The organism is Gemmiger qucibialis (genome assembly GCF_027689445.1).
Classification (GTDB): domain Bacteria; phylum Bacillota; class Clostridia; order Oscillospirales; family Ruminococcaceae; genus Gemmiger; species Gemmiger qucibialis.
The window spans coordinates 91,181-111,646 of record NZ_JAQFEN010000007.1; the positions used below are offsets into that span (position 1 = coordinate 91,181).

At 54.2% G+C, this 20,466-nt stretch carries 19 protein-coding genes; 16 read left to right on the top strand and 3 right to left on the bottom strand.

The window, feature by feature from the left end; translation table 11 throughout:
- The first annotated feature begins 6 nt into the window (after positions 1–6).
- Both PG062_RS11190 and PG062_RS11195 read left to right on the top strand, forming a co-directional pair.
- Entirely contained in the window at positions 7–552 is a 546-nt protein-coding gene (locus PG062_RS11190) for a hypothetical protein (RefSeq protein WP_113999921.1), read from the top strand.
- 661 nt (positions 553–1,213) lie between these two features.
- The gene (locus tag PG062_RS11195; RefSeq protein ID WP_270752347.1) at positions 1,214–1,900 is read left to right on the top strand and encodes an alpha/beta hydrolase; all 687 of its coding nucleotides are present in this window, start codon (positions 1,214–1,216) and stop codon (positions 1,898–1,900) included.
- A 210-nt stretch (positions 1,901–2,110) separates the two neighbouring features.
- Here PG062_RS11195 and PG062_RS11200 read toward each other — a convergent pair whose 3' ends face one another.
- A complete protein-coding gene (locus PG062_RS11200) occupies positions 2,111–3,232 on the bottom strand; it encodes an SLC13 family permease (RefSeq protein WP_270752388.1) in 1,122 nt (373 codons plus the stop codon).
- Between the two features lie 355 nt (positions 3,233–3,587).
- Here PG062_RS11200 and PG062_RS11205 point away from each other — a divergent pair, with 355 nt between their 5' ends.
- From PG062_RS11205 to PG062_RS11255, 11 genes are all read left to right on the top strand, one after another.
- Positions 3,588–3,890 (top strand): hypothetical protein, encoded by a 303-nt coding sequence (locus PG062_RS11205; RefSeq protein WP_270752348.1) that lies wholly within the window; start codon positions 3,588–3,590, stop codon positions 3,888–3,890.
- Positions 3,891–4,023: 133 nt separating this feature from the next.
- Positions 4,024–4,254 (top strand): acyl carrier protein, encoded by a 231-nt coding sequence (acpP, locus tag PG062_RS11210; RefSeq protein ID WP_113999923.1) that lies wholly within the window; start codon positions 4,024–4,026, stop codon positions 4,252–4,254.
- Between the two features lie 12 nt (positions 4,255–4,266).
- Positions 4,267–5,151, top strand: coding sequence for an acetyl-CoA carboxylase, carboxyltransferase subunit beta (gene accD / locus PG062_RS11215; protein WP_270752349.1), 885 nt, complete (start codon positions 4,267–4,269; stop codon positions 5,149–5,151).
- Positions 5,148–6,107, top strand: a complete 960-nt coding sequence (locus PG062_RS11220; RefSeq protein ID WP_270752350.1) for an acetyl-CoA carboxylase carboxyltransferase subunit alpha — start codon at positions 5,148–5,150, stop codon at positions 6,105–6,107. The genes accD and PG062_RS11220 overlap by 4 nt, the downstream gene beginning before the upstream one ends.
- Positions 6,104–7,057 (top strand): beta-ketoacyl-ACP synthase 3, encoded by a 954-nt coding sequence (locus tag PG062_RS11225; protein ID WP_270752351.1) that lies wholly within the window; start codon positions 6,104–6,106, stop codon positions 7,055–7,057. The genes PG062_RS11220 and PG062_RS11225 overlap by 4 nt, the downstream gene beginning before the upstream one ends.
- On the top strand, positions 7,054–7,992 hold the full coding sequence (locus PG062_RS11230; protein ID WP_270752352.1) for a nitronate monooxygenase: 939 nt from the start codon (positions 7,054–7,056) through the stop codon (positions 7,990–7,992). The genes PG062_RS11225 and PG062_RS11230 overlap by 4 nt, the downstream gene beginning before the upstream one ends.
- Positions 7,992–8,930 carry an ACP S-malonyltransferase gene (gene fabD, locus PG062_RS11235; protein WP_270752353.1) on the top strand — a complete coding sequence of 313 codons (939 nt, stop codon included), beginning with the start codon at positions 7,992–7,994 and terminating at the stop codon, positions 8,928–8,930. The genes PG062_RS11230 and fabD overlap by 1 nt, the downstream gene beginning before the upstream one ends.
- A gap of 2 nt (positions 8,931–8,932) precedes the next feature.
- Positions 8,933–9,685: a 3-oxoacyl-[acyl-carrier-protein] reductase gene (gene fabG, locus PG062_RS11240; protein WP_270752354.1), complete on the top strand. Its 753-nt coding sequence runs from the start codon at positions 8,933–8,935 to the stop codon at positions 9,683–9,685.
- A 9-nt stretch (positions 9,686–9,694) separates the two neighbouring features.
- Positions 9,695–10,945, top strand: coding sequence for a beta-ketoacyl-ACP synthase II (gene fabF / locus PG062_RS11245; protein WP_270752355.1), 1,251 nt, complete (start codon positions 9,695–9,697; stop codon positions 10,943–10,945).
- 2 nt (positions 10,946–10,947) lie between these two features.
- Complete coding sequence (fabZ, locus tag PG062_RS11250) at positions 10,948–11,406, top strand: 3-hydroxyacyl-ACP dehydratase FabZ (protein WP_113999931.1); 459 nt, start codon at positions 10,948–10,950, stop codon at positions 11,404–11,406.
- 64 nt (positions 11,407–11,470) lie between these two features.
- On the top strand, positions 11,471–11,914 hold the full coding sequence (locus PG062_RS11255) for a MarR family winged helix-turn-helix transcriptional regulator (RefSeq protein ID WP_113999932.1): 444 nt from the start codon (positions 11,471–11,473) through the stop codon (positions 11,912–11,914).
- A 307-nt stretch (positions 11,915–12,221) separates the two neighbouring features.
- Here PG062_RS11255 and PG062_RS11260 read toward each other — a convergent pair whose 3' ends face one another.
- Together PG062_RS11260 and PG062_RS11265 are read right to left on the bottom strand one after the other, a co-directional pair.
- Positions 12,222–13,613 carry a family 4 glycosyl hydrolase gene (locus PG062_RS11260; RefSeq protein WP_270752356.1) on the bottom strand — a complete coding sequence of 464 codons (1,392 nt, stop codon included), beginning with the start codon at positions 13,611–13,613 and terminating at the stop codon, positions 12,222–12,224.
- A 313-nt stretch (positions 13,614–13,926) separates the two neighbouring features.
- Complete coding sequence (locus tag PG062_RS11265) at positions 13,927–15,981, bottom strand: glycoside hydrolase family 31 protein (RefSeq protein WP_270752357.1); 2,055 nt, start codon at positions 15,979–15,981, stop codon at positions 13,927–13,929.
- Between the two features lie 536 nt (positions 15,982–16,517).
- Here PG062_RS11265 and PG062_RS11270 point away from each other — a divergent pair.
- From PG062_RS11270 to PG062_RS11280, 3 genes are all read left to right on the top strand, one after another.
- Positions 16,518–18,023, top strand: a complete 1,506-nt coding sequence (locus tag PG062_RS11270) for a sugar ABC transporter ATP-binding protein (protein ID WP_270752358.1) — start codon at positions 16,518–16,520, stop codon at positions 18,021–18,023.
- Positions 18,024–18,041: 18 nt separating this feature from the next.
- Complete coding sequence (locus PG062_RS11275; RefSeq protein WP_270752359.1) at positions 18,042–19,058, top strand: ABC transporter permease; 1,017 nt, start codon at positions 18,042–18,044, stop codon at positions 19,056–19,058.
- A 79-nt stretch (positions 19,059–19,137) separates the two neighbouring features.
- Positions 19,138–20,451, top strand: coding sequence for a type 1 periplasmic-binding domain-containing protein (locus PG062_RS11280; RefSeq protein ID WP_270752360.1), 1,314 nt, complete (start codon positions 19,138–19,140; stop codon positions 20,449–20,451).
- Positions 20,452–20,466 lie beyond the last annotated feature (15 nt).

A 20,466-nucleotide genomic window follows, 5' to 3' on the forward strand; every position in this document is an offset into this window, starting at 1 on the left:
TGTCTTATGAAAGATAAAAGGAATACAGCAAAAACAGCCAATCAGGATATAATGCAGTGGATCCGTGAGGGAGGCTTGTTTGTAATTGTATGCAACCTCATTACGGTGTTTAAGTACATATTGCTGCAGTTCCTGCCTGCTGCTTTTGCAAATATGCCCAAGGTAGATTTTGGCTGGCCGGGAATCGAAGTGACCATGCTGGGAGCAACCTTCAAATGGAACATTTTGGGCTATGACGCAGAACATGGTGGTTTGCCTTATTTTTGCGCTTATATGATAGCCATGATACTGGGTGAGGTAATCAATTTCCCAATACAAAGAAATGTCGTTTTCCGCAGCAAGGGGAATCTTACCTGGCAGATCGTTTGGTATGCGGTTGCATTTTGCGTAATAACCTGTATTGTAAATTCTATAAACTGCATTTGGGTCGCAACAGCTGCGCGATATGTGCCGGATTTTATTTACAATATTGGTACAACGGTATTGAACGGCGGTGTTTCCATGGTAATCTTCTTTTTCGTCAACAAGGTCATTTTCCCAACCAGCGATTAAGACGACGTCTCTTATCTTCTACAGGAATCACCTGAGCGCAGTGATGATGCGTTTGCCCGCTCAGAAAGCGTAAAACACGCCCGGACAGTTTGCACTTGTGCAGCTGTCCGGGCGTGTTGTTGTTTTTTGCAAGACCGCCAAAAGCAAGCGGCTGAAACTGTGCAATACTGCTTGTGTGAGGAAGGCACTGTGTGTGCTGTTGTGCCGGTCACAGGCTGATCATCCAACCGCGCCTTTTGAACATGACAAGCGAGACGACCAAGCGGAAAATCTCCTCCTGTGTAAGTAGTGTATATCTGGAAGCAGTGGAAGAAGCCCAGAACGAAGGTGGCCAATCTTTGCCTCGTTGACGATCTTTGACATGATGATGTCCTCCTTGAAAATGGCTGGCTCTGTCCTGCACAGACGCACACTTTTTACCATTATAGCACTATCCGCCAAAATATCCCAGATAAAAAGACGGAAAATCGGAGAAAATGCAGGGAGGCTGCTTGCGTCAAAATTGATAAAGCAAAAGTTGACTTTTGTGCTGATTTCGAATACGATATAGGCACAAAAGTATGGTGGTACCAGTGGTGAATATAAGTAGCTCGGCACAGGTGCAGGAGATTCTGACCCGCGCAGCTTGCGGAGCATTCGCCAATGGTGGGGAGGCGGCAGAATGAATTCTTTTTCGGTGGAGCAAAAAAGAGTAGATGTATTCGAAAGTGCCGCGCCAAACAAGCCGGTGATTTATCTGAATACCTATGGGCGCGAGGGAGCGCAGATCGTTCAGTATTTGACAGACATCGGCTGTCAGGATTTTTCGCTGGTGGCAGTCAGTAAGCTGGAATGGAATCATGATATGGTGCCATGGGATATTCCGCCCATATTCAAAAATGGTGCATCATATACCAGCGGAGCCGATGAGTACCTGCGCCTTCTGATAAACCAAATTATACCGAAAGCAGAAAGTCTGTTGAAGGGGACCCCCGTCTGGCGGGGAATTGCGGGATATTCACTGGCCGGACTGTTTGCACTGTATTCTATTTATCAGACGGACGCCTTTTCGCGAGTTGCGAGTGTCTCCGGCTCGCTGTGGTTTCCGGGAATTAAAGAGTATGTCGTTTCCCGTACACCCGTGAAAAAACCTGCCGATATCTTCTTTTCGCTGGGCGACCGGGAGTGCCGCACCCAGAATTCGCTTCTAAGATGTGTTCAGCAGAATACCGAATCCATCGAAAGATATTACCACGAGCAGGGAATAGATACGACCTTCCAATTAAATCCCGGCAATCACTTTAAAGATGTGGTACAGCGAACAGCGGCAGGACTTCAGTGGCTATTGAGCAGAGAATATGACCCATGAAAGATACAGCATAATGGGATATAAAGTTTTGTGGGCGCGGCATACTACATGACATATGTATCGCAAGAGACATCGTAGAAAATTTGCGAAGTTTTGTGCACTGATTCGTTAGCTCAAACAGCTATTCCGTAATCTAAATTGCTTATAAAAGAATCACCACACAATTCTAAGAGCCGCTGCGGCTGTGTTTAGAATTGTGCGGTGATTTTTCTATCCAGCTAACGCCCACGCGCCCATAAGAACCGTCACAAACAGGATGTTGGAAACTGTGAACAACGCAAAATACCGGCCTTTTTGTAACGGCAACTCCCTTGCAATTTCGCGATACGAGATCAGGCTGGCCATTGAGGCAATCAGCGTGCCAAGGCCGCCAAGATTTGTGCCGATGATCAGGGAGCGGATATTCTCTGTAAATCCCGAAAGCAGGATCGCCGCAGGCACATTGCTGGTTACCTGTGAGGCAAGCACAGAAACCCATACCTCGTGGCCGGTAAGAATATGCTGCAGCCATCCGGAAAAGGCGGCAAAACGCCCCAGATTGCCAATAAAGATAAAGAGCATAACAAAGGTAAGGATCAGCGAATAGTCCACACGGCATAATGTGTTCCGGTCTGCCAAAAGCACACAGGCCAGAACCGCAGCAAACGCGATACCATAGGGCAGAACACGCAGTACCACCAACAGACAGAGCACGAATAAAATACTGTACAGCGATAATAGTGCCTTGTTCGGGCTTGCAGCAGCCGCAGAATGAGCCATGGAGATCTTTGCGCCACGGCGGCACAGCCCCACCGCCCATAGCGCAAGAAGTGCCAGCGACAGGATGGAGTAGGGGAGCATCAGCAAAACAAAAGAACCCATATCCATTCCGCTTTTTCCATACAGATACAGGTTTTGCGGATTACCAAGAGGTGTTAGCATACTGCCGAGGTTTGCGGCTATCGTCTGCATGCAGACGATGGGGAGCAGCAGCTTATCCCGAACGGCAGCATCCAAGCTGTTTACAACAACAAATGTGAACGGAACAAAGGTAAGCAGCGATACATCATTAGTGATCACCATGCTTGAGAAAAAGCACAGCCCCACCAGAACAGCGGTCAGCTGAAGCGTTGTGCGGGTATGGGACAGCAGCGCACGCCCAAGCCGATCGAAAACGCCCTGCCCCCGCAGCCCGGCCATGACGGTCATGAGTGAGAACAGGATCGCAAGCGTGCGAAAATCAATATAACCAAGATATTCTGCATCCGGAAGAACGAAGCAGGATGAAACCAAAGCCAGACAGGCAGCAATGCTTAGAACAGGCTCTTTTTGAAAAACGCGTTTTATCGCCATGGCAGGAAGCTCTTTTCCGTAAAGGCAATACCGCACAATTCCCGCCTGACGGCTCAAGCACCGCTCCGGCGGCTGCGGCACGGCATCTGCGTTGTCAAAATGCTCGATAATGTCGGGTTGCGGTACCCGCATCGTGCTTCGGGGGCAAAAGCCCCTCGCACTCTGCGACCGCTGCCCCTGCTTCGGTTCGCTGTTTCCGCCACTGGCGGCGCTCACCTTTGCAGCATCCAGTATTATCTGCGCTTTTGGCTTAGCAGCTGCCGCACCTCGCTCGCCGTATCGGCACTTAGAATTATGCGGTATTGCCTAAATTTCAATTTCAAATGCTGTGCCGCATACGACAGCAAACCAATGCTTGAAATTAGTCACATTATTATACAATAAAAGCCAATCCGGCACAAGAGCAGTCAACACTTTAAATATCATCCCAATCACTAAGAGGAAATTCCCCAAATACTTTTTTCAACGCTTGCAAATAAAGGCGGATTTACGCCTGAGTTTGCAGGCGTTTTTATCTATAGGTGGCGGAATTGTCAATAGACGGAGCGGGGGAGTGCCCGCACCCAAAGTATTGCATTGCGTCTACCTGTCAGCAGCAATGGCAGCGCTGCAGGGGATGATGCTGTGCGAATTTTTGCATGATGTTCGCTTCTGGTAGAGAGAATAAGAGATCAGCATAATTAGATAAATATTTTTACCTAACAATATTGACATACAAAACAAATGTGATATAATAGCCTTGTTGGCAATTGAGTCAATATTTTTAGATAAATAATTACGAGGTATAAATCATGAGCTTTGAAGAACTGAAAGAAGTATTTGTTGATACCCTGAACTGCGATGCAGACAAAGTTACGATGGAAGCCAGCCTGACCGAGGACCTGCAGGCGGATAGCCTGGACGCGGTGGAGCTGAACATGGCATTTGAGGACAAGTTTGGCATCACGATTGCCGATGAGGACCTGGGAACGCTCAAGACCGTGGGTGATATCTTCAACTATCTGGTTGCGCGGGCAGCCTAAAGGGTATTAGGGATGAATGCCATTGAAAAGCTGTTCCCGGTCAGCCAGCAGGAGCGCAGCTTCCAACTGAAAGTCCGCCGCGATGCTGGTACGGCTGCGCCCGGCTGGGTACAGCCGCAATTTGTTGAATGTAAAAAATGCGGCCGCCGCGCCACCCGCCAGGTCTGGACCAAAAGCCTGTATGTATGCCCCAATTGCGGGGTACATCTGCCCATTGGAGCCTATTACCGGCTCAGCACGATTTTGGACCACGGAACCTTTAAGGAACTGAATCCAGACCTTGCCCCCAACGATGTGCTGCATTTTCCCGATTATCAGGAAAAGTTGGCCGCTGCTTCGGTCAAAACGGGCCTGAAAGAAGCTGCCGTCACCGCAACCGGCAGGATCGGGGGCGTGCAGGCGGTGGCAGCTGTGCTGGACAGCCGATTTTTTATGGGCAGCATGAGCACTGTCGTGGGGGAGAAAATCACCCGTGCAATCGAATATGCTGCTGATAAACGGCTTCCGCTGGTTATTTTTTCTGCCAGCGGTGGAGCGCGGATGCAGGAGGGCATTTTCAGCCTGATGCAAATGGCAAAAACCAGTGCCGCGCTGGAACGGTTCAGCCGCAGCGGCGGGCTGTATGTCAGTGTGCTGACCCACCCCACCACCGGCGGTGTCACAGCCAGTTTTGCCAGCCTGGGAGACATCACGCTGGCCGAACCGGGTGCGCTGATCGGGTTTGCCGGGCCGCGTGTGATTGAACAGACCATCGGAGAAAAGCTGCCCGATGGTTTCCAGCGCAGTGAGTTCCAGCTGGAGCACGGCTTTGTGGATCAGGTTGTGCCGCGCACTGAATTAAAAGAGGTTTTGACGCGGATTTTGCAGCTCCATACACAGGGGAGGAAATGCAGATGATCAAAGAGGTTTTGCAGCAGCTGGAACCGCTGGACGCGCAGATTGATGCATTGTGTAGCAGCACCGATGATGCCGAAATGGCGAATATGACTACCCATGCCGCTGAGCTGGCAGAGCTTTCCGCGCAGGAAAACATGCTTTTGCAGCGCTGCACATCACTGACGCCGGAGGACAGAGTTTTTCTGGCGCGCCGCCCTGACCGCCCGCATATCGGCGAAATCATCGACAACCTGTTTACCGACTTTTTTGAGCAGTGCGGTGACCGGCAATGCAAGGAGGACGCGGCCATTTTGTGCGGTATCGCGCGATTCCATGGGATGCCCGTTACGGTTTTGGGGCACCGCAAAGGAACAACGCTGGAAGAAAACCTGCGCTGCAACTTTGGCATGCCGGGACCGGAAGGCTACCGCAAGGCGCTGCGCGTGATGAAGCAGGCGGAAAAATTCAGGCGGCCCATCATCACATTTATTGATACCCCCGGTGCTTACCCCGGTAAGGATGCCGAGGAGCGCGGCCAGGGGGAGGCCATCGCCCGCAACCTGATGGAGATGAGCGGTCTGACCGTCCCGGTACTGGCCATCGTTACGGGCGAAGGCTCCAGCGGCGGCGCACTGGGGCTTGGCGTTGCCAACCATATTCTGATGCTGGAAAACGCCGTGTATTCGGTGTTGAGCCCCGAAGGATTTGCCAGCATTTTGTGGAAAGATGCCTCCCGCAGCGGCGAAGCCTGTACCATGATGAAACTGACGGCGCAGGACTTGTATACGGATGGAATTGTGGAAGAGATCATCGCCGAACCGCTGGGCGGTGCACAGCGCGGGCGGCAGCTGCTTTTCAGCCGGTTGGATACCGCCATTGCCGCGCACCTTGCCGCCTTGTGCAAGATGAGTGGAAAGGCATTGGCCGACCAGAGATACAAAAAATACCGCCGTATCGGAGAAATGAGGGGAGCATGAAAGGCTTACAGCTGCTGGCCACCGGCGGGGCACTGCCCGGCCGTGTAGTGACGAATGAGGATTTGAGCCGACAGGTGGACACCAGCGATGAATGGATCACGACCCGCACCGGCATCCGCCAGCGGTATTGCTGCACCGAAAGTGAGGATGCCGCCACGCTGGCCATTGCCGCCGCCCGCCAGGCCCTGGCGCGTAGCGGGCTGGCAGCAAGCGAGATTGCCTGCTGCGTTGCGGCAACGCTTTCGGCTCCAACGGCTACCCCCAGTGTTGCCTGCCGTGTGCAGGCGGCCTTGGGGCTGCCGGAGAACCGGCCCGCTTTTGATGTAAATGCAGCTTGTTCCGGTTTTATTTATGCTATTGCTGCGGCCCACGGGCTGTTGAACACCCTGGGCGGACGCTATGCGTTGGTCATCGGCTGCGAAGCGCTGTCCCGCATGGTGGACCCGGCCGACCGCACAACCTGCGTACTGTTTGGGGATGGCGCTGGTGCGGCTATTCTGGAACTGGCCGAAGATGTGCCGTTTGCCGTCACGTTGGGCGCTCGGGGGAGCGAAGCCATCCGTGTCGGCGGCCCCGCAGCCTGCGATACGGCCCCGATCACGATGGATGGCAAGGCGGTCTTTCGTTTTGCGGTGGAAACCATGCCGCGTTGCCTGCAAACCGTGTTGGAGCGCAGCCAAAAGACCTTGGCTGACCTGGATTGGGTCGTCTGCCATCAGGCCAATAGCCGCATTATTGACCATTGTATCAAACACTTGCACGCAGAACCGTCAAAATTTTATAAAAATATGGACCGCCATGGAAATACCAGTGCTGCCAGCATTCCCATTGCCCTGCATGAAATGGTGGAAAATGATTTACTGCACCCCGGCCAGACCCTGGCCTGCATCGGTTTTGGCGGCGGGCTGACCTGGGGCGGAATGCTGCTGACGTATGAGGGTAGAAAATGAAGCTGCTCAATGAAATTTTAGGTACGAAATATCCCATTATCCAAGGTGGAATGGCCAATATCGCCACGGGCGAATTTGCCGCTGCCTGCTCTAACGCCGGGGCGCTGGGCCTGATCGGTTCCGGCGGTATGGATGCCGATGCCCTGAGGGAAAACATCCGCCACTGCCGTGCGCTGACCGACCAGCCTTTTGGTGTCAACATCATGCTGATGCACCCGCAAGCAGATGAATTTGCCAAAATCGTGGTGGAAGAAGGCGTAAAGATCGTCACCACCGGGGCAGGAAATCCGGGAAAGTACATGGCAATGTGGAAAGCAGCCGGCATCACGGTTATCCCGGTGGTAGCTGCCGCAATCTTAGCCAAACACCTGGAACCGCTTGGTATTGACGCTGTCATTGCTGAGGGGACAGAGAGCGGCGGCCATGTGGGGGAAATGACCACAATGGCGCTGGTGCCGCAGGTCGTTGATGCCGTCCACGTGCCGGTCATTGCCGCGGGCGGCATTGCTGACGGGCGCGGTTTGGCCGCAGCGCTGGCGCTGGGGGCCTGCGGCGTGCAGGTCGGCACCTGTCTGCTGGCCAGCACCGAGTGTCCCATCCACGAAAACTACAAGGCAGCGCTGCTGAAAGCCCGCGACAGCGATACCATTGTGACCGGGCGGATCGGCGGCACCCCGGTGCGTGTGTTGAAAAACCGAATGAGCCGCGAGTATGTCCGGCAGGAAAAAGCCGGGGCCGACAAAATGGCGCTGGAACGCTTTACGCTTGGCAGTCTGCGCAAGGCTGTGTTTGACGGCGACACAGAAAACGGAAGCCTGATGGCCGGACAGGCCGCGGGGCTGCTGCATGAAGTCCGCCCGGTAGAAGAGATTTTTGCCGCAATGGTAAGCGAGGCAAAGATCTGCATCACGGGGTTGTACAAGGAGACCATCTGATGAAACTAGCATTTTTATACGCTGGGCAGGGCAGTCAGCATGCCGGTATGGGCCAGGACCTTTATGAAACCTTTCCTGCCTTCCGCGCCGCCTTTGACGAAGCTGCCGCAGCGGTGGATTTTGATTTGAAAGAAGTCTGCTTTACCGACGCGGCGGGCGTACTGAAGGAAACGCAATACACCCAGCCTTGTATGACAGCTTTTGCCGCCGGTCTTACCGCTGTGCTGCGGGAGCAGGGCATTATGCCGGACTATGCGGCGGGCCTGTCCCTGGGGGAGTATTCCGCTTTGGCCTGTGCGGGGGTGTTCGATCTGCAGACAGCGGTCGCTTTAACGGCTTTCCGTGGCAAAGCGATGGCTGCTGCCGCTGCCGGGCGCACCTGTGGGATGACAGCCGTTTTGGGATTGGATGAAACATCCTTGCAGGCATGTTGCAGCGCAGCCGCCGAAGAGGGCGTTGTACAGATCTGCAATTACAACTGTCCCGGCCAGCTGGTTATCGGCGGCGAGAAAGCTGCTGTAGACAAAGCTGCTGACCTGGCGCTTGCCGCTGGGGCGCGGCGCTGCCTGCCGCTGAACGTCAGCGGTGCGTTCCATACGCTGCTGATGCACCCCGCCGGAGATGCGCTGCGGGAAAAGTTCCAATCCATCCATTTTGCGCCGATGCAGTTCCCGGTGCTGTTCAACTGCCTTGGGCATGAAATGGCACAGAATGACACGGTCGCCACGCTGCTGGAAAAACAGGTGCAGTCCGGCGTACGTTGGGAAGCCACCGTCCGCCGTTTGGCGGAACTGGGGGTGGATACCGCCATTGAGATCGGCCCCGGCAGGGTGTTGACCGGATTTGTGAAAAAGACGGTGGGAAATGCTATCTCGTGCTATCCGGTGGAAACTGCTGCACAGCTGCAGCAGTTGCTTTGCACCATGAAAGGAGCCTGACCATGCCGCAAACCGAAAGCATGCGCCGTGCCGCTCTGGTTACGGGCGGCGCCAAGGGCATTGGTCGTGCCGTCTGCCTTGCATTGGCCGAAAACGGCATGAACATTGCAGTCAACTACGCAGGCAGCGCAGCCGCGGCCGAGGAAACAGCGGCTGCCTGCCGCGCCTTTGGTGTGCAGGCCATCACGCTGCAAGCGGATGTGCGCAGCCCCGAAGCCTGCCAAAATCTGGTGGAAGATACCGCTGCCGCTTTTGGGCGGATCGATGTGCTGGTCAACAATGCGGGCATCACCGCGGATAAACTGCTGATGCGCATGACCGAATCCGACTTTGACAATGTGCTTTTTACCAACCTGAAGGGGACGTTTTTCTGCACCAAAGCAGCTTCCCGCTTGATGATGCGCCAGCGGTATGGGCGTATCATCAATATCAGCAGTGTGGTCGGCCTGCACGGGAACGCGGGCCAGGCCAACTATGCCGCCAGCAAGGCGGGGCTGATCGGCCTAACGAAAAGTGTTGCCAAAGAGTACGCCGCACGCAATATTACCGCCAATGCGGTGGCACCTGGATTTATTGAAACCGATATGACCGCCGCTATGCCGGAATCTACCCGCGCCGCAGCCGCAGCGGCCATCCCGGCAGGCAGAATTGGCCGTGCTGAAGATGTTGCCGCGGCGGTGGCTTTCCTGGCCGGGGAACAGGCCGGTTACATCACCGGGCAGGTTCTTTGTGTTGACGGCGGAATGGGAATGTGAGGTGCAGCTATGAAGATAGAAAAGAAACGCCGGGTCGTTATCACCGGCCTTGGCACGGTAAACCCAACCGGCAATACCGTGGCGGAAAGCTGGGCCGCCGTGAAAGCTGGCCGCTGCGCCGTTGGGCCGATCACAGCTTTTGATACAACGGATTTTAAGGTGAAACTGGCCGCAGAAGTCAAAGATTTTGACCCTGCCGAACGTATTGACCGGCGCGAAGCCCGCAAAATGGCGCGGTTTACCCAGTTTGCCGTGGCCGCCGCTGACGAAGCCATCCACGACAGCGGCATTGCACTGGAAAATATCGATCACACACGGTTCGGCGTGATCCTGTCCAGCGGGATCGGTGGTCTGCCCACGATCGAGGAAGAACACACTCGCGGCCAGCAGCGGGGCTTTGAAAAGGTCAGCCCCTACTTTGTCCCCATGTCCATCGGCAATATGGCGGCGGGGCAGGTGGCTATCCGCTTTGGCCTGCAGGGTATGTGCAGCTGCCCCACCACTGCCTGCGCAGGCGGTACCAATGCGATTGGGGATGCGTTCCACCGTATCCGCGATGGATACGAGGACCGTATGCTCTGCGGCGGCAGCGAAAGCTGCATCAGCCCGTTGGGGGTGGGCGGCTTCGCCAGCATGAAAGCCCTCTGCACCGCAGACGACCCGGCCCGGGCCTCGATCCCCTTTGATGCCCGGCGCAGCGGTTTTGTGATGGGCGAGGGCAGCGGTGTGCTGCTGTTGGAAGAACTGGAGACCGCTAAAGAGCGTGGCGCTAAGATTTACGCCGAGGTTGTGGGCTATGGCGCTAACTGCGATGCTTACCATTTTACCGCCCCGGCACCGGGCGGTGCAGGTGGCGCGTCCTGTATGCGGCTGGCATTGGCTGATGGCGGAGTGGAGCCGGAACAGATTGGCTACATCAATGCCCATGGAACTTCCACGCATCTGAACGACAGCTGTGAGACCGCGGCTATCAAGTCGGTTTTTGGCAGCCACGCGTATGAGCTGGCCGTATCCTCGACCAAGTCGATGACCGGCCACCTGCTAGGCGGCGCCGGCGGGGTAGAGGGCGTGTTTACCGTGCTGGCCCTGCACGATGCCTTTTTGCCCGCTACCGTCAACCTGCAGGAGCCGGACCCGGAACTGGATCTCGACTATATTCCCAACCAGGGCCGCGCGTTACAGGTGGATTATGCCATGAGCGACAGCCTGGGCTTCGGCGGCCACAACGCCTGTGTGGTGTTCAAGCGTTGGGAGGGATGAGGATGAACTATACACCCAATGAACCGCCCCGGACCCTGACGGCGGCGGAAATCGAAAAGATCCTGCCGCACCGTTACCCGTTTGCTCTGGTGGATAAGATTCTTGACTATACCCCCGGCCAGTGGGCGCGCGGAATCAAGTGCGTGACCCGCACAGAGTCGTTTTTCCAGGGACATTTCCCCGGCCATCCGGTTATGCCGGGGGTATTGATTCTGGAAGCCCTTGCCCAAACCGGCGCGGTGGCCGCGTTGAGCCTGCCGGAAAACCGTGGAAAGATTGCCCTGTTTGGCGGGGTAAAAAATGCCCGTTTCCGCCGCCAGGTTGTGCCCGGCGATGTGCTGACTTTGGAATGTGAGCTGGTAGAGCAGCATGGCCCGGTGGGCATCGGCAAAGCCACCGCCTGGGTGGATGGTGTGCGCGCGGCCAACGCCGAGCTGACATTTGTTATCACGGATGCCTGAGGGCTGGTTTTGCATGGTGGATTGTGCTATAATAAATTCATTAACCTACAGGGGGATTCTCGCCATGCTGGATCAAACATTTGGGCAGGTATACACAAAATTCAAGCTGCATTTTTATAAACAGATCTTCAACCGTTTTGAAGACCGTGAAGCCACGCTGACGACGGTAGAATCTTTCTGCATGGAAGTCATCATGGCACTGGGGGAACCCACGATTGCGCAGTTCAGCCACATGATGAATCTTTCCACCCCCAACGCAGCTTATAAGATCAACTCCCTGGTCAAAAAAGGCTATGTGGAGCGCATCCAATCCACCACCGATAAGCGGGAATACCGCCTGCGGCCGACCCAAAAGTACATTGATTACTATAACATCAGCTATTCTTACCTGCATCTGGTCATGGAGCGTGCCAAACAGCGGTTCAGCCCCGATGACCTGGCCAAGCTGGAAGAAATGCTGCAGATCGTATCCGATGAACTGATGCCGGAAATTCAGCTGCCGAAATAAAATATACATTACGATAACAAAATGCGAACCACTTCGTACAACGTGGTTCGCATTTTGTGTTTATATGATTATTCTGTTGGTAACTCTTGGACCTTTTGAACAGATTGATGCCAGCCGTACAGGTTCCACTTCGCAATGCACTACGGACAACAACGGTAATTCGCTTCTTTTTGAATGCTTTACCTAAAAAAGCAGGGCCCGATGCAACTGCATCAGGCCCTGCCTACTATCAATTTCTAATTACTAATCGCTAATTCCTAATTTTTCCGCGCTGTGACTTCGCCCCGCCGCAAAACTCCTAACTACATCACGCGTTCCATTCTTTCGGAAGGTATGCGCGGGTATTGTGCAGCATGGTGTCAAACAGTTCTTTGCCCTGGTTCCAGTTCAGGGTCACCTGCGGGTCGTTCATAAAGGTGGTCAGGCCAAGGGTGCGGTCGCAGGTCAGGGCAGCGGTTAGGGTGTTCTCCTGATTGTAAACGTGGCGGGCTACCAGCGGCAGAATATTGGCGGGCAGCGGGCCGGCGTTCACGGACTGCACGCCCTGGCGGCTGAACAGCGCGTTCACTTCCACCACGGCATCCCACGGCAGGTTGGCAATGGCACCGTGGTTGGGAATGTTCACGTTGCTGACCAGGTCGCCCAGGCCGAGCAGGGCTTTCATCAGCAGGTGGCCTTCCTCGCCATCGGGCTTGATCTCGATCGGCTCTTCACCGGTGCGCAGGCGGCGGCTGCGGGCCAGGCGCTCCTGCAGCTCATTTTTGCGCCACGCAACGGTGGTCAGGCCAAACTTCCATTCGCGCACGGCTTCGGGGCTTTCCAGATAAGTCTTGCCCGGCATAAACTCTGCCAGATGGCGGTCGCCCGCGGCGGCAATGCAGCCATAGCGCAGGAACAAATCAAATTTAACGCGGTTGGCGCAGGCAAAGGAACTGTTCATCCAATTCGTGTCGCCGTACTCATAACCGGATTCATAGTGCTCTTCGGCAAATTTGCGGTAAATGGGGAAGAGGTCCATGCCTTTGTAAGTAGCCTTATCGAACCAAGTAAAGTGGTTGATGCCCTTGACGTTGACCTTGATATCCTGGCGGGCAACATCTTTCAGGCCAAGTTCCTCATCTAGAATGTGGGTCAGCAGCGTCTGGGTGCCGAACACCTCGTGGCAGCAGCCGAACGCCTTGATCTTGGGGAACACATGGTACAGGGTACGCACGCAGAGGGTCATCGGGTTGGTGTAGTTGATGACCCAGGCATTGGGACTGTAATCGCGGATTGCTTCAGCGATGGTGACATACATGGGGATGGTGCGCATGGCGCGCATGAAACCGCCCGCACCTACGGTATCGCCCACCGACTGATAGATGCCGTAAGCTTCCGGCGCGTGGACGTCGCTTTCCATCTCGTCAAAGGTGCCGGGCAGGATGGAGATGACGACAAAATCCGCGCCGGTCAGGGCCTGCTGCAGCGTATCCGCCACAGTATACTTCCAGTGTGAAACCGCATCCGGGTGGGCAGAGATCTTGTTGCCGATGATTTCGTTGTGCTCGGCTGCTTCGTGGTCGATATCATACAGCGCCACGGTGCCTTCCATCTGGGCATCCGCGGCAAGGTCCATCATGAACCCCCACGCCCACCCACGGGAACCACCGCCGATGTAGGCAACTTTCAAGTCTTTTACGCGGCTGTCTTCATAATACATGGATTGAAACCTCCGTTTGTTTTGGTCCGTAACATTGATGCGTGCAAAACCGCAAAATTTGCTTTTTTTGCCGTATTCTTGCTATCAGTATACACCAAACAAAGGAAAATGTCACGAAAAAAGTGAAAAAAATTGAAGAAAAATGGACAAAAAGTGAAAAGAAAATTAGGAATTAGTAATGAGCAATTAGAAATTAACAGAAAGGCAGAGCCCGGTACAATCGCACCGGGCCCTGTCTCTATATCAATTCCTAATTGCTAATTTCTCATTTCTAATTGAGATAACTCCTAACTCCTCCCTCCTAACTCCTAACTTATCCTTCCACTTTCACATTCTCGCAATCGCTCTCCGCGTTTCCATCCGCGTCCAGCGTGATATGTACAAAATGCTCCGGCTTATCGTAATCTTTCGTTTCGCCGTCATCAGTGTAATACTCATAGGCGGCACCATCGGGGGCATGGGCGAACAGGCGAAGATCCGCAAAATTCACGCTTGCCACATTTTGAATACTATCGCCGCCCTTGGCGATGGGCAGGATATGCCCCTTGCGCACAAAGAACACCACTTCGTCCAGCTCCACCGGGATGTAATGATGACCAGCGGGCAGAACGGTGGTTTCCATGCGGTCGTTCTCACTGCACTTTACGAGTACCTGCAGCATCTCTTCCGGCAGATAGACATACCGGCCGCGGGCGTTCTGCTCATAGACGGGGGCAATCAGCAGGCTTTCACCGATCATCACTTCATCCTCCACCTGGCGGGCGAAGTCATCGTCCGGGAAAGCAAAGGCCAGCGGCATGCAGTACATGCCATCGCGCAGGGCAGCTTTCATGTACTCACTATAAATGTAAGGCAGCAGCAGGTAGCGCAGCTGCAGAATACCGGCAAAGGCAGCCTTGTTCTTAAAGCGGTAAGGTTCCTGTTTGCGGGTGCCGGCGGCGGAGTGGTTGCGCAGCAGGGGAGAGAAGATGCCCACGCCGTACCAGCGCAGCACAAGGTCCTCGGTGGTGTTGCTGCCAAAGCCGCCAATGTCGGGGCCTTCGTACAGGAAACCGCACAAATTCAGGGAGGGCATCATGTGCAGGCTGAGCAGAATGTGGCTCCACCAGGACTGGTTATCGCCGGTCCAGATACCGCCATACCGGTGCATACCGATGCAGGCCGAGCGGGAGTACATTAAAATGCGCTTATCCGGCTCCAGCTGCTCAAAGGCTTCACCCGCAGCACGGGTCATGTTGTAGCCGAAGATATTATGCACTTTATCGTGCCGCATGCGGCCCTGTTTGGTGTTGTGATAGAACAGCTTGTAGTCATTTTCGTTGTTGGAAAGCCCGGCCACAAGATTCTTGAACGCAAAAAAGCTGGAAATATCCAAGTTCTGGGTGCGGTACTCGTCAATTTTGGCAAAGGTCTTTTTCAGCGTTTCTTCAGAGTAGAAGATGGCAGGCTCGTTCATATCGTTCCAGAACCCCTCAATGCCCTGGTTCAGCAGGAACTTGTACTTGCTGCCAAACCAGGCGCGGGCTTCGGGGTTGAGCATATCAGGGAAATGCACCCGGCCCGGCCACACACCGGCCACAAAGGGGGTGCCATCCTGATTGGTGCAGAAGTAACCGTTCTTCACGCCCTCTTCGTATACATCGTACCCGTCCTCAATTTTAACACCCGCATCAATGATGGGCACAAGGCGGATGCCCTGGGCTTTCATCTCGGCGGCAAAATCTGCAAAATTGGGGAAGCGCTGCTCGTCCACCGTAAAGTCCTTGTAGCGCTCCATGTAGTCAATATCCAGCACCACGGCGTCCAGCGGCATGTTGTTGGTGCGGTAGTTGGCCACAACCTCGCGCACTTCGTCCTCGTTCATGTAGCTCCAGCGGCTCTGGGTGGCACCAAAGGCCCATTTGGGCGGGATGTAGCTGCGCCCTACCAGCTGGCGGAACTGGTGCACAATATCGGTCGGGCTTTCACCCTCAATGATGTAAAGATCGTAATTTTCTTCGGCCACTGTCACCCGCAGGGTGTCCAGATCGGTGTAGCCGCAGTCAAAGGTGACCTTGCCGGGATAGTCGATAAAAAAGCCAAAAGTGGCTTTGCCGGACACGATCATGAAGTTGTAAGCGCCGTACAGTGAGGATTTGTTTTCGGTATGGTTGGGGTCATCGCTGCATTTGCTCTCATACACCCAGCCGCGCTTGTTGATGCCGCGGATGTTTTCACCCAGGCCATACAGGATATCCTGCGGGTCCATGGCATAAGAGAAGCCGTCCGGTTCCCTGGTGAGATATGGAATCGTTTCCATCGCGGGTACAAAAGAACCCACCACGCTTTCGGTATCAAATGGGTGGCCGTATTGCTTTTTGTAAATCAAGGCAGTTCCCTCCCGAATAAATTTGCTTTGGGGCTGATTTAACTATAGCAAATTGCGGGCAGAAAGGGAAGAGGGAAGTTTAGTTAGGAGTTAGGAGGGAGAAGTTAGGAGTTTTGCGGCACCACAAGGTTGGTGCTGGACGAATTAGGAATTAGCAATGAGCAATTAAGCGGTGGATCGCGACGCGGAGCGCCGCTCGGAGATATTAGGTTTGTTACGATTCAATACACGGGTAGTAGAAAGGGAAAACGGTGCCCACTTATAACAAGAGCTAAAACCCAGTGCCTACCTATTTTATATATTATATATCCTTATGCTCAAATTCTGCCGCGTATACTTCTACACGTCCAACTCCTCCCTCCTAACTGTTTTCTCTTTTCGCTATATCAAAAAACCGATAACGTATCATGTCGCATTTTCGATATTACCGCTCGCAAAATTGGTGGAGGGGGTATCGGGATTTTTTTATAATATATACAAAGAACGGCGTAAGGGACGCCGGATAAAAGGAAGCTCTGAAAAAGGAGGAGGACGGTATGACACAGAAAGGCGAGACCTTGGTCGAAGTAAAAGACCTTTGCAAAAACTTCGGCGTGACGATCGCACTGTCCCATGTGGATTTTGTTGTCAAAACCGGTGAAATTCGCGGCCTGATCGGTGAGAACGGTTCTGGTAAATCAACAGTATCTTCCATCATTGCAGGTATGCAGCCGGCCAGCAGCGGCGAGATGTTCTACAAGGGCAAACTGTGGAAACCCGCTACCATGCTGGAAGCGCAGAAAGCCGGTATCGGCATGATCGTGCAGGAGGCAGGCACGATTGCAAACATCTCAGTAGCTGAGAATATTTTCCTTGGCAACTATGATAAGTTCAAAAAGGGCCCCATCATCAACAAGGTGGCCATGATCTCTGAAGCCCGCAAGGCACTGGAAAAGATCGGCGTAACCAACATCAACCCTGCGCTGCCCGCCCGCCACTATGACATGCAGGAACGCAAACTCATCGAGATCGCCAAGTGCATGTACAACGACCCCGAACTGCTGATCGTGGACGAAACCACCACCGCACTTTCCCAGAGCGGCCGTGACATCATCTACCGCATCATGCACGAGATGGCCGATGCCGGCAAGGCGGTTATGATCATCAGCCACGACCTGAACGAAATGATGGAACAATGCAGCACCCTGACGGTTCTGCGCGACGGCGTGATTATTGACAACATTGAAAAAGAAAACTTTGATCCCGACGATATCAAACAGAAGATGGTCGGCCGTGAGATCAAAGGCCACTACTACCGCGTGGACAATGATGGCTACAGTGATGAAGTTGTGCTGAAAGCCGACTGCATCACCACCATGGAAAGTCTGCTCTGCTTCGATTTGGAGCTGCACAAACAGGAGATCTTGGGCATCGGTGGTCTGTCTGACTGTGGCATGCACACCCTGGGCCGGGCACTGTACGGCCTGGACGAGATCGTAGACGGCGAAGTGGTGCTGCCCAAGACCGGCGTGAAGATCAAGAACGCACAGGTTGCTTTCCGCAACAGCATGGGTTACGTTTCTAAGAACCGCGACACCGAAAGCTTGGAACTGAACGCTTCGATTTTTGCCAATATCGCCTCTACCGGTTATGACAAAAACAACATCGGCCCCTTCATCCTGCCCTGGAAAGAAAAAGCCTACGTGGACAAGCAGATCAAGGCGCTGCAGATCAAGTGCCAGAATGCTTACCAGCCGGTGCGCGCACTTTCCGGCGGCAACAAGCAGAAAGTCGTCTTCGGCAAATGGTGCGCTGACGATGCAGACGTTCTGATTCTGGACTGCCCCACCCGCGGCGTTGATATCGGCGTTAAAGCCGCTATGTACCAGCTGATTTACGATATGAAGAAGCAGGGCAAATCTATCATCATGATTTCTGAAGAGCTGCCCGAACTGATGGGCATGTGCGACCGCCTGCTGATCATGCGCGACGGTGCCGTTTCCGGCGAGTTTTACCGCAAGGACGGCTACAATGACCGCGAACTGATCGAACGGATGATTTAACGGAAGGAGGCAGCAGCCATGGAAGCAACAAAACAGACCAAAATGACCAAAGAGGATCTGCACCTTTCCTGGAAAGACAAACTCAACATCATCCGGGATAACCGCTACTTCCTCATGCTGTTCCCCATTGTAATGCTGGCGGTCATAATCCTGATCTTCGGCGTTGCAACGGCGGGACGGTTCTTCAAACTCTCCGTCATGAAAGGCATCCTGAGCCAGGCCATCATCATTGGTACCTGCGCAACGGGCGTTGCCTTTATCTACTCCAACGGCAACCTGGATATCTCCATCGGTGCGGTGCTTGGCCTTGCCGCCACACTGGGCGTTAAGGCTTATAACGTAACACAGTCCGTTGTTGTCATGATTTTGGCAACGGTGGCCGTGGCCCTAGGCCTGATGGCGTTCAACTGCACGATGTCCGTTGTGTGCAACATCAAAACCATCACCGTTGCCATCGTGGTTACCCAGATTTACGGCGCAATCAGCACCCTGCTGATCGGCGGCAGCGGCAAGATCGACCTTGATATGAGCGTTGCCGCTATGCTGGAAGACGGCGGCTTCCGTTACGTTGCATTCTTCGGGTACTTTATCTTCTGCGTGGTCATTTACCACTTTACCCGCGTTGGCCGTGAGTTGCGGTTCCTTGGCGGCAACGAAAACTGCGCCGCACAGACCGGCATCTCCAATTCTCGCGCAACCTACATCAGTTTCTTGATGACCGGCGTTGGCGTTGGCTTGGCCGCCGTGTTCAGTGTGATCGATGTTTCCGCAGTCAGCGTTGAGACTGGCAGTGGCCTTGGCATGGATGTTATGCTGGCAACCGTTCTGGGCGGCATGTCCATCTTTGGCGGTTCCCGCTCCAATGCTTACGCTGGCCTGCTGGGCGCTTTGACCGTTGCAGCCCTGAACAAGGGCCTGCTGATGGTCGGTGTTTCCAGCGCATTCATCCAGGGCATCCGCGGCGTGATCTTCCTGCTGCTGGTCTGGATGAACAGCGAACGCCAGAATCTGCTGCCTTCCCGCGTGCAGTTCTGATTCCCCACTGCAAAATTGTATATCGGGTGCCTGGCACCCTTGAACACACATGAAAAACAAATTCAAAGGAGAAAACACCATGAAAAAGAGCAAACTGTTCCAGTCCGCGCTTTCGCTGATGCTGGTAGGCGGCATGCTGACCGCCTGCGGCAGCTCTGCTTCCTCTACGGCAGCTTCCACCGCTGCCTCTACCGGCAGTAACAGCACTGCAGCCTCCACTGCTTCCGACTCCGCTGCACCGGCTGCTACCAAGCAGTATGTCATCGGCATTGCCGAAGCCCAGGCCAACGACGAAGTTACCACCCGCCGCGCTTACCTGGAAGATTTCATCGCCCCCACTTACAACGTCAAGTTCATCTTCTCCGAGACCCTGAAGGACGATGCAGCCACCAAGACCTTTATTGAAAACTGCATCGACTCCGGCGCAGACGCCATCATCGATATGAAGTCTGCCTCCGGTCAGATGGCTCAGCTCTGCATGGATAACGGCCTGGTTTACACCATCAACGGCAACTACACCCAGCATCCGGAGCTGCTCACAACTGATTATACCAACTTTGCAGGTTGCATCGGCGCTAACAACGCTCAGGTCGGTTCCCTGTTTGGAGACTGGCTGGAGGAGAATGCCAGCGAGGACGGCAGCGAAGGCTTCCTGATCTCCACCAGCCTGGCTGCCCAAGGCAACACCCAGCACGTTGAGATCACCCGCGCTATCCTGGAAGGTCTGCAGCAGAAGTACGGCATCACCTATACCAAGAGCATCGATGACCTGATCGCTTCCAGCGAAACCACCAATGTTGAGAACGATAAAAACATCCTGATCACCCTGTACCCTGGTTCTCCCAACAAGGATACCTGGCTGCCCGGCATCTCCACCCTGCTGCAGACCGGCAACTACAAGATGTTCCTGAGCTCCGGCCAGACCTACAACCAGAGCGCTACCGTGGTTGACGAAGTGGAAAAGAGCTTCGGCATCAACATCAAGGTTGCCAGCGTTGGCGCCCTGGGCACCACCCTGGAAACCGCATTCAACACCAAAGACTCTTCCGGCAACTCCAGCGTTGACCTGGTTGCTATCAAGACCGTGTCTACCCAGACCGCAGCTATGTTTGCCGCTACCTACAACGCACTGGTTTCCGGTGCTGAGTGCCGCGCCTGCCGCGGCGAAGACGGCCTGCCCGTTTACTTCACCTTCAACTTCATCCCCATCACCAGCGCTGAGCAGCTGACTGAAATGTCCGGCTGGGATGCAAAAGAAACCGGCAACTGGATTGCCAACAAGGACTTCGTTGATCAGATGCTTGTTACCGTCAACCCTGACGTTACTTCTGATGACATCAATGTCATCATGCAGAGCCTGAGCTATGAAAAGATTAAAGAGATGATGGGCTGATCCCCGCAAAAGGTC